Below are 8,406 nucleotides of genomic sequence, written 5' to 3' on the forward strand. Positions count from 1 at the left end.
AGGGTGGGCCTGAGGCCCGCCGTTCGCGGCGGTGGGCGACACGCCCACCCTACGACAAGCCGGGCTGCGGTCCGGGCCGTTGCGCCTCAGACCATCCACGACGCTTGTTCGGCGGCAAGGCCGTACTGCTTGAGGGCATAGGTTGGAACCGCTGCATTGATTGCCCCATCCTCCGCCAACGCCACCAAGGCCGCCAACACAATCGATTCCGCGTCGACCTCAAAGAACCGTCGCAGCCCAGCACGGGTATCGCTGCGGCCAAAGCCGTCGGTGCCGAGGGTGAGATAGCGCTGGGCGACATAGGGGCGGATCAGTTCGGGCCAGGCGCGGATGTAATCGCTGGCCGCAATCACCGGGCCTTGCGCGCCACCGAGGCAGCGCTGCACGACACAGGGTTGCGTTGACTGGCCGAGTCGTTGGGCGCGTTCGGCGGCCATGCCGTCGCGCTGCAATTGGCTGTAGCTGGTGGCGCTGAACACGGCGGCTTCGATCTGCCAGTCATCACGCAGCAACTGCTGGGCGCGTAGCACTTCGCTCATGATCGCACCGGAGCCGAGCAGGTTGACCTTCGTGTTCAGATCGTCGGGCAGGCGATACAGACCATCGACGATGCCTTGTGCCACGCCCTCGGGCATCGAGGGCTGCGGCGTGTTGGCATTGCCGACGGTCAGGTAGTAGAACGCATCCTCTTGTTGTTCCAGCATGCCGCGCATGGCCTGTTGCAGGATGATGGCGATCTCGTAGGCGAAGGAAGGCTCATAGGCACGGCAGTTCGGCACGCTGGCGAACATCGGCAGCGAGCTGCCGTCCTGATGCTGCAAGCCCTCGCCGTTCAGCGTTGTGCGGCCGGCGGTGGCGCCGAGCAGCACGCCGCGGGCGCGCTGATCGGCAGCGGCCCAGATCAGATCGCCAATGCGCTGATAGCCGAACATCGAGTAGTAGATGTAGAACGGCAGCATCGGTAGATCGTGCACGCTGTAACTGGTGGCGGCGGCGATCCAGGAGCTGATCGCACCGGCTTCGCTGATGCCTTCCTCAAGAATCTGCCCGCTTTGCTCTTCGCGGTAGTACAGCATCGAGCCGAGGTCTTCCGGTTCGTAGAGCTGACCGTGCGGCGAGTAGATGCCGACCTGGCGGAACAGGGAGGCCATGCCAAAGGTGCGTGCTTCATCGGCGACGATTGGCACGATACGCGGCCCGAGGTGTTCGTCTTTCAGTAGGTTGCCGAGCATGCGCACCACCGCCATGGTGGTGGACATCGACTTGCCGTCGCTGTCCAGGGCGAATTTAGCCCAGCGTTCGGTTGCAGGAATGTCGATCGTCTGGCTGCAAGTCTGGCGACGACGCGGCAGATAGCCGCCGAGCGCTGCGCGCCGCGCGTGTAAGTAGCGCATTTCGGCGCTGTTCTCATCGGGCCGATAGAACGGCAGCGCATCGACCTGTTCATCACTCAGCGGCAGGGCAAAGCGATCGCGGAATGCGCGCAGATGCTCGGTGTCGAGCTGCTTCTGCTGATGGGTGGTCATCCGCCCCTGGGCCAGGCTGCCCATGCCAAAGCCCTTCATGGTCTTGGCCAGGATCACCGTTGGCTGGCCCTGATGGGCGACCGCAGCGGCATAGGCGGCATACAGTTTGCGCGCATCGTGGCCGCCGCGGCGCAGCCGATCGATATCGGCGTCGCTGAGGTCGCGCACCAATTCGGCCAGCTCGGGCGTTTGTTGGAAAAAGCGCTCGCGGTTGTAGGCGCCGCTGTTGGCCGACAGGGTCTGAAACTGGCCATCGACCGTCTTGGCAAAGGCCCGCAGTAGTTCGCCCTGTTGATCGCGGGCGAACAACAGATCCCAGTCGGAACTCCAGATCACCTTGATGACCTGCCAGCCGGCGCCGGTGAACAGGGCCTCGAGTTCGTCGATGATGCGGCCGTTGCCGCGCACCGGACCATCCAGCCGCTGCAAGTTGCAGTTAATCACGAAGGTCAGGTGATCGAGCCGTTCGCGCGCCGCCAACGACAGCGCACCGATCGATTCCGGTTCGTCCATCTCGCCATCGCCAAAGAAGCCCCACACGCGACGTTGGCCCGCGTTCTTCAATCCGCGGTCGTGCAGATAGCGCAGAAAGCGCGCCTGATAGATCGAGTTGATCGGGCCCAGGCCCATCGAGCCGGTGGGGAATTGCCAGAAGTCCGGCATCAGCCAGGGATGCGGATACGAACTCAGGCCGTGGCCGCCGATCTCACGCCGATAGTTCTGTAGATGTTGTTGATCGAGAAATCCCTCCAGATAGGCGCGGGCATACACGCCTGGTGCCGAATGCGGCTGGAAGAACACCAGATCGCTACCCTCGGTGTGACCCTCGGCCTTGAAGAAATGCTGAAAGCCCACTTCGAACAGATCGGCCGCCGAGGCATAACTGGCGATATGGCCGCCTTGTTCCAAACCGTCACGGTTGGCCCGCATCACCATGACCATGGCATTCCAGCGCAGGGCGGCGGCCAGCTTGGCTTCCAGCGCCTCGTCGCCAGGGTAGTGCGGCTGGCGACTCAGGGGGATGCTGTTGCAGTACGGCGTGACCCGAGCGCGGGCCGACTGCACGCCGCGCGCCAGGGCGTGATCGGCCAACTTGTCGAACAGGAACTGCGCACGCTCCACCCCATGGGCGCTGACGATGGCATCGAAGGCTTCCAGCCACTCGCGGGTTTCACTGGGGTCGCTATCGGTCTGGCCGGCAGCGGCGGACAGCAGCAGCTCGGCGCTGCGGGGAAGATCATTCATGGCGTTTCGAGGCGATCGAGCGAAGCCGGCGAGGATACGCGATCGATCCGAGCGAAGGGCGCCGTCTGCCATTTCGCCCAACAATCGCTATGCTGCGCGCATGCCTCGCACCTTGAACTCTGCGCCCGGCGGCTTGGTGTGGCTGCTGGGGGCTCTGGCCATGTTTGGCCCGTTTGCCATCGACACCCTGTTCCCAGCCTTCCCCTTGCTGGCACAGGAGTTCGACGCCAGTCCGATGGCCATCCAGCAGACCATCAGCGTGTACTTGGTCGCCTATGCCGGCTTCAGCCTGGTGCATGGGCCCTTGTCAGACAGCTTTGGCCGACGGCCGGTGATTCTTGCGGGGGTCACTGTGTTCGGTCTGGCCTCGGTGGGCTGCGCGCTCAGTGAATCGCTGACGGAACTCCTGGTATATCGTGCCCTGCAAGGTAGCTCGGCCGGGGTAGGGCTGATCGTCGGGCGGGCGATCATTCGTGATCGGCTGGAAGGCCCGGCGGCGCAGCGCATGATGGCGATGGTGTCGATGGTGTTCAGTGTGGCGCCCGCGATGGCGCCGATCATCGGTGGCTGGATCATCGGCTTTGCGCCCTGGCAATGGATCTTCTGGGCCTTGGCCCTGTTTTCCACCCTGCTGTTGATTGCGGTGATGCTGTTCCTCGGAGAAAGCCATCCGCAGGACCTTCGCCAGCAGTTCCGCCTCGGGCCCCTGCTGCGCAGCAATTGGGCGATCACGCGCAACCCGCAGTTTGCCCGTCTGGCGATTGCCGGTGGCTTCAATTTCGGCGCCCTGTTCTTGTACATCGCCTCGGCGCCGGCCTTTGTGCTGGACATTCTCAAACTCAATGCCCAGCAATTCGGTTGGTTCTTCGTGCCGATGATTTCCGGCATGGCGATCGGCGCCTTCGTGTCCTCGCGTCTGGCCGAGCGCTGGACGGCGGATCAGATGGTGATGCGCGGGTTCGCCGCGACAGTGCTGGCTGGGGTGATCAATATCGCTTACCAGTGGGTGCCAGAACCGGCGGTGCCCTGGGCGGTGCTGCCGATGACCTTGCTGGCCTTTGGTATCGCCCTGGTATTTCCGGCCATCATGCTGGCCATGCTGGATATGTATCCGCGTCAGCGCGGCTCGGCGTCGTCGATTCAAACCGTGCTGAGCCTGAGCGTGAATGCGACCATTGCCGGTCTGGTATCGCCGCTGATCAGCCATTCAGCCTGGAGTCTGGCGCTGGGATCGGCCACATTCAGCTTGATCGCCATCATCATTTGGCGAAGCTACCGGCGGCGGGTGATACGCAAGCCGAACTACCCAGGAGGGGATCGCCTGCCCGAGCTTGAGCCGATCGATCGGTTGTGAGCGGGTGGGTTGCTGTGCAATGGCCGCGGCCTGAGAGGTACAGATGAGCTGGATATGGGCATTGGTGGGGGCAATCGTGGTGGCCATCCTGGCCGATGGCGAGCCGGTGGCCTGGATACTGGGCGGTCTGGTCGGTGCGCTGTGGGGGCGGACTCAATCATTGAGCTCGCACCTGCGCGCCATGACCGAACGGTTGGCTGAGCTGGAGCGTTGGCGGGTGGTCGAAGCCGCCCGATCGCGGGTCGTTGCGGCCCAGCCGCCGAGCGCGGAATCCGTGCGTGAGGATGACGCGGCTTCTACGACTACGCCGGCAACACCGGTCGAGCCGGTGGTTGAGCCGGCCGTGGCGCCAGCACCGAAACCGGATCCGATGACAAGCGACCTGGAGATGGCGCGCGACACCTACACGCCGCCGCCCGAGCCGGTGGTCAAACGAGTCAGCGGAGAGCGAGTCTGGAAGCCGACCGTTTCCACCGAGCCCGACTGGTTTGATCGCGGGCTCAGCTGGATCAAGCGCTGGTTCACCGAAGGCAATGTGCCGGTGAAGATCGGCGTGTTGGTGTCCTTCGTTGGGCTCGGCGCCCTGCTCAAGTTCGCCGCCCAACATGCCCTGCTGAAACTGCCGGTGGAGTTCTGGTTGACCGCCAGCGCGGCAGCGGCGCTGGCCGCGTTGTGGTTTGCCTGGAGCCAGCGCGAGCAACGCCGCCTGTTCTCGCTCGGCTTGCAGGGCGGGGCCCTGGGTGCGCTGCTGATGACGGTGTTCGCAGCGTTCCGAATGTATGAAGTGCTGCCGGTATTGGCCGCGTTCGGCTTCGCCCTGCTGGTAGTGGCGGCCAGCGTGGTGCTGGCGGTGAAGCAGGATGCCAAAGCGCTGGCAGTGCTCGGCTTCACTGGCGGTTTCCTGGCGCCGGTGCTGTTATCTACCGGCAGCGGCAATCACGTCGCCCTATTCAGCTATTTCGCTTTGTTGAATGCGGCTGTATTTGCCATCGCCTGGTGGCGTTCCTGGCGCTTGCTGAACCTGCTGGGGTTCGGGTTCACCTTCGCCATAGGCACCTTCTGGGGTGTGCTCAGCTATCGCGCTGAACACTTCGCTACTACCGAGCCGTTCCTGGTGCTGTTCTTCCTGATGTATGTCGGCATCAATCATCTGTTTGCCACCCGTGGCAGTGGTGAGCGCGAACCGATCATCGATGGCACCTTGCTATACGGCACGCCCTTGTTCGCCGCTGGGTTACAGGCTGCTCTGCTGATCGATGCGCCCATGCAGATGGCGTTCTCGTCACTATCCGCGGCGGGCGTCTACGCACTGCTCGGCTACTTGATTCGGCTGCGCCAGGACCTGGCTACGCTGCGTATGGCCTATGCGACCTTAGCCGTTGGTTTCGCCACCGCCGCCGTGCCGCTGGCCCTGGATGCCAATGTCACCGGGCAGATCTGGGCCTTGGAAGGCGCCGCTGTGCTGTGGCTGGGGCTGCGGCAGAAGCGTCTGTGGCCGAAGCTGGCCGGCAGCGCGCTGCAACTTGTCGCGGCCTTGGCCTGGCTGTACTCGGCTTTCGAGTACCAGCCACCTGACACGCCGGCGCTGCGCAACGGTGTGTTCGTTGGCGGCTGGATTGTCAGTCTGGCCTGGGGCTGCAGCGCGCTGATGTTGCAGCGCATGCACGGTGGTCGGGTGGCTTACTGGTTGTTCCTGCTCGGTGCCGCCCTGATCTGGCTGGGCACCGGAGCGCATGAGATTGAACACTTCGTTTCGTCAGCGAACCGGCGAGCTGCCTGGCTCGGCTGGTGGCTGGTCGGATGGGGAGTGGGCGTCTGGGCCAGTCGTCAGTTGCGCTGGCCTGATATCGGCTTGCTGTCAGTGATGTGCGCGGTATTCGGATTGCTGTGGGCGCTCAGCGGGGTGGACCGGGGGCCGCTGTCGGCGCCGTTACTATGGCTTTGGCCGATGTTCCTGATCACCACCCTGGTCACTCTGCGCTGGCTGCTCTTGCCTGGGACCCCCTGGTTGGCCGTTGCCCACCTATCGCTACTAGGTTCGCTGGCCCTGGTGTTGGGCAGCGATGTGTTTGCCCGACTCGAACAGGTCGATGGCTTGTCGCATGACTGGGCGGTGATCATTGGCTGGTTGCCCACCGTGGCCTTGCTATGGGGGGCAGCGTTCAAACCGACCGTGGTGGGGCAGCCGGTGGCGGAGCGGTTTGAACAGTACCGATTGGCTGGCCTGGCCTTGGCGGGGGCTGCCCTGGGACTGTTCTGGCTGACCAGCCTTGGCCAAGCGGGCGATGCCTCCCCGCTGCCCTTCGTGCCCTTGATCAATCCCTTGGAGCTGATGCAGCTGGGTCTGCTGGCCCTGGCATTCCTGGTGCTGCGCCAGCAGGGGCTTCCGTTGCGCCCGGTGCTTGCCGCGCTGGCCCTGCTGGGCTGGGTCTGGTTGAGCGTGGCCACCCTGCGTTCGGTGCATCATCTGGCCGATGTGGCGTGGAACCAGGCGCTATGGAGGTCGATGCTGGCGCAAACCAGTCTGACCGTGGTCTGGAGTCTGTGCGGCGTAGCAGCGTGGGTGTGGGGCTCGCGTAGCGGCTCGCGGCGGGTGTGGCAGGCCGGTGCGGTATTGATGGCCTTGGTGCTGCTGAAGCTGGGCCTGATCGATCGTCAGCATATGAGCAATATCGCCGGTATCGTGTCCTTCCTGGCAGTGGGTGGCCTGCTCACCTTGGTCGGCTATCTGGCGCCGTCGCCGCCGGCCGAGCCCAAGGCGGAGCCTCTAGTTAAGGAAGGCTCGGCGACGGGAGAAAGCGCATGAGGCGCCTTTTGGTCTCAGGTGCGCTGTTGGCGATGATTGCGGCGGCCCCTGCGCGGGCCGCCGATTACGCCTGGCAGTGGTCGCTGCAGCTGCCCAGCGATGGCAACACCTTGTTTCAGCTGCAGCTGGATGAGTCGGTGTATGGCGCTTCGATCGATCCGTTGTTGCGCGATATCGAGATTGTCGACGCCGATGGCCATCCCTTGCCGGCCATGCTGCAGTCGCCCAGCCCGAGTCGATTGGAGATCAGCGAGTCGTTCGAGGTGCGCTGGTTCCCGCTGGCGGCGGCGCCGGCTGACGGAGTAGCCGGTTGGCGCGCGGTGATCGAAGGCCAGCGACTTACCCTGCAAAGTCAGCCCGAAGTCGACGCGGCCGGCGAGGCGGGGCCGCTCATGTCCGAGTTGTTGATCGATCTCGGTGATAAGGCGCAGCAGACGCGGGCCGTGGAACTGCAGTTGGCCGAAGATCAGGCTGCCCTGCAGTCCGAGCTGAGTGTGCAGAGCAGCGCCGATCTCGAGTCGTGGAAGACACTGCGGCCGCCGGCTCGGCTGTACCGGCTTTCGCATCGCGGCGAGCTGCTGCAGCAGACACGCATCGACTGGAATTCTGCGCCGGGGCGATATCTGCGCCTGCAGTTCAAGGCACCGCTGGCGCTAGCAGCGATGGAGCGGGTCCTTGCTACCCGGATCGACAGCGAGGTCGAGTTGCCAACCCTGGTCTGGCTGAGTCTTGAGGGCCGTCAGGACGCGGACGGCAGCTGGAATTATGAGTTGCCCGGTGCGATGCCGATTCGGGCTTTTGATCTGCAGGCGCCGGGCGAGCAGTGGTTGCTGAAATTCGATCTGGCCAGTCGACCCTGGTCGGATGCCGCCTGGGCGCAGCGTGCGCAGGGCAGTCACTACCGGCTGCAGATCGAAGGTGACTGGCTGGACAGCGGCGATCGACTGCTGGCGGTCACCCGTGACCGGCACTGGCGACTGCGTTCGGATCAGCCACTGAGCGCTGCGCCGGTATTGAAACTGGCCTATCACCCAGATGTCTTGATGTTCGCCAGCAATGGCGCGAGCCAGATAGCCTTGCTGGCAGGTAGCCGGCTGGGACGACGGATCGATGCGCCGCTGGGCACGGCACTGGCCGCTGCACGCAGCAAACGCGGTGGCGACTGGCAGCCGCAGCGGATCGAGCTGGGACTGCGGCTGGAGCGCGATGGTATTGCCGCCCTCGAACATGGCGTTTCACCCAATCGCTGGCTGAAGCTGGCGTTGTGGTCGCTGCTGGTGCTGGCAGCACTGAGTTTGCTGCTGATGGCGTCCAAACTGTTGCGAGAGGGCAAGGCTGCCTAGCCCGGATACTTCATGAGGTCGCGCCGAAAGATCCGGCAATTCCAAGCGGGGCGAGAGTTTCGACCGATGGTGTTGAGATAACAGAGTGTTGGCGATCTTTCGGCGCTGGCACGGCCCTCATTCGGCCGCTGC

4 protein-coding genes are annotated in these 8,406 nt (G+C 64.2%); 3 read left to right on the plus strand and 1 reads right to left on the minus strand.

What is annotated here, in order from left to right:
• Window positions 1-86 precede the first annotated feature (86 nt).
• Window positions 87-2,771, minus strand: a complete 2,685-nt coding sequence (gene mdeB / locus IFO71_RS18380) for an alpha-ketoglutarate dehydrogenase (protein WP_192031139.1) — start codon at window positions 2,769-2,771, stop codon at window positions 87-89.
• 100 nt (window positions 2,772-2,871) lie between these two features.
• Here mdeB and IFO71_RS18385 point away from each other — a divergent pair, with 100 nt between their 5' ends.
• Genes IFO71_RS18385 through IFO71_RS18395 form a run of 3 tightly spaced genes read left to right on the plus strand, consistent with a single transcriptional unit; the run spans window position 2,872 to window position 8,274 of the window.
• Window positions 2,872-4,125 (plus strand): multidrug effflux MFS transporter, encoded by a 1,254-nt coding sequence (locus IFO71_RS18385; RefSeq protein ID WP_192031140.1) that lies wholly within the window; start codon window positions 2,872-2,874, stop codon window positions 4,123-4,125.
• Between the two features lie 43 nt (window positions 4,126-4,168).
• Window positions 4,169-6,931 carry a DUF2339 domain-containing protein gene (locus IFO71_RS18390; RefSeq protein WP_192031141.1) on the plus strand — a complete coding sequence of 921 codons (2,763 nt, stop codon included), beginning with the start codon at window positions 4,169-4,171 and terminating at the stop codon, window positions 6,929-6,931.
• A complete protein-coding gene (locus IFO71_RS18395; RefSeq protein ID WP_192031142.1) occupies window positions 6,928-8,274 on the plus strand; it encodes a DUF3999 family protein in 1,347 nt (448 codons plus the stop codon). The genes IFO71_RS18390 and IFO71_RS18395 overlap by 4 nt, the downstream gene beginning before the upstream one ends.
• Window positions 8,275-8,406: the final 132 nt, after the last annotated feature.

Source organism: Pseudomarimonas arenosa (assembly GCF_014841215.1).
Classification (GTDB): domain Bacteria; phylum Pseudomonadota; class Gammaproteobacteria; order Xanthomonadales; family Xanthomonadaceae; genus Pseudomarimonas; species Pseudomarimonas arenosa.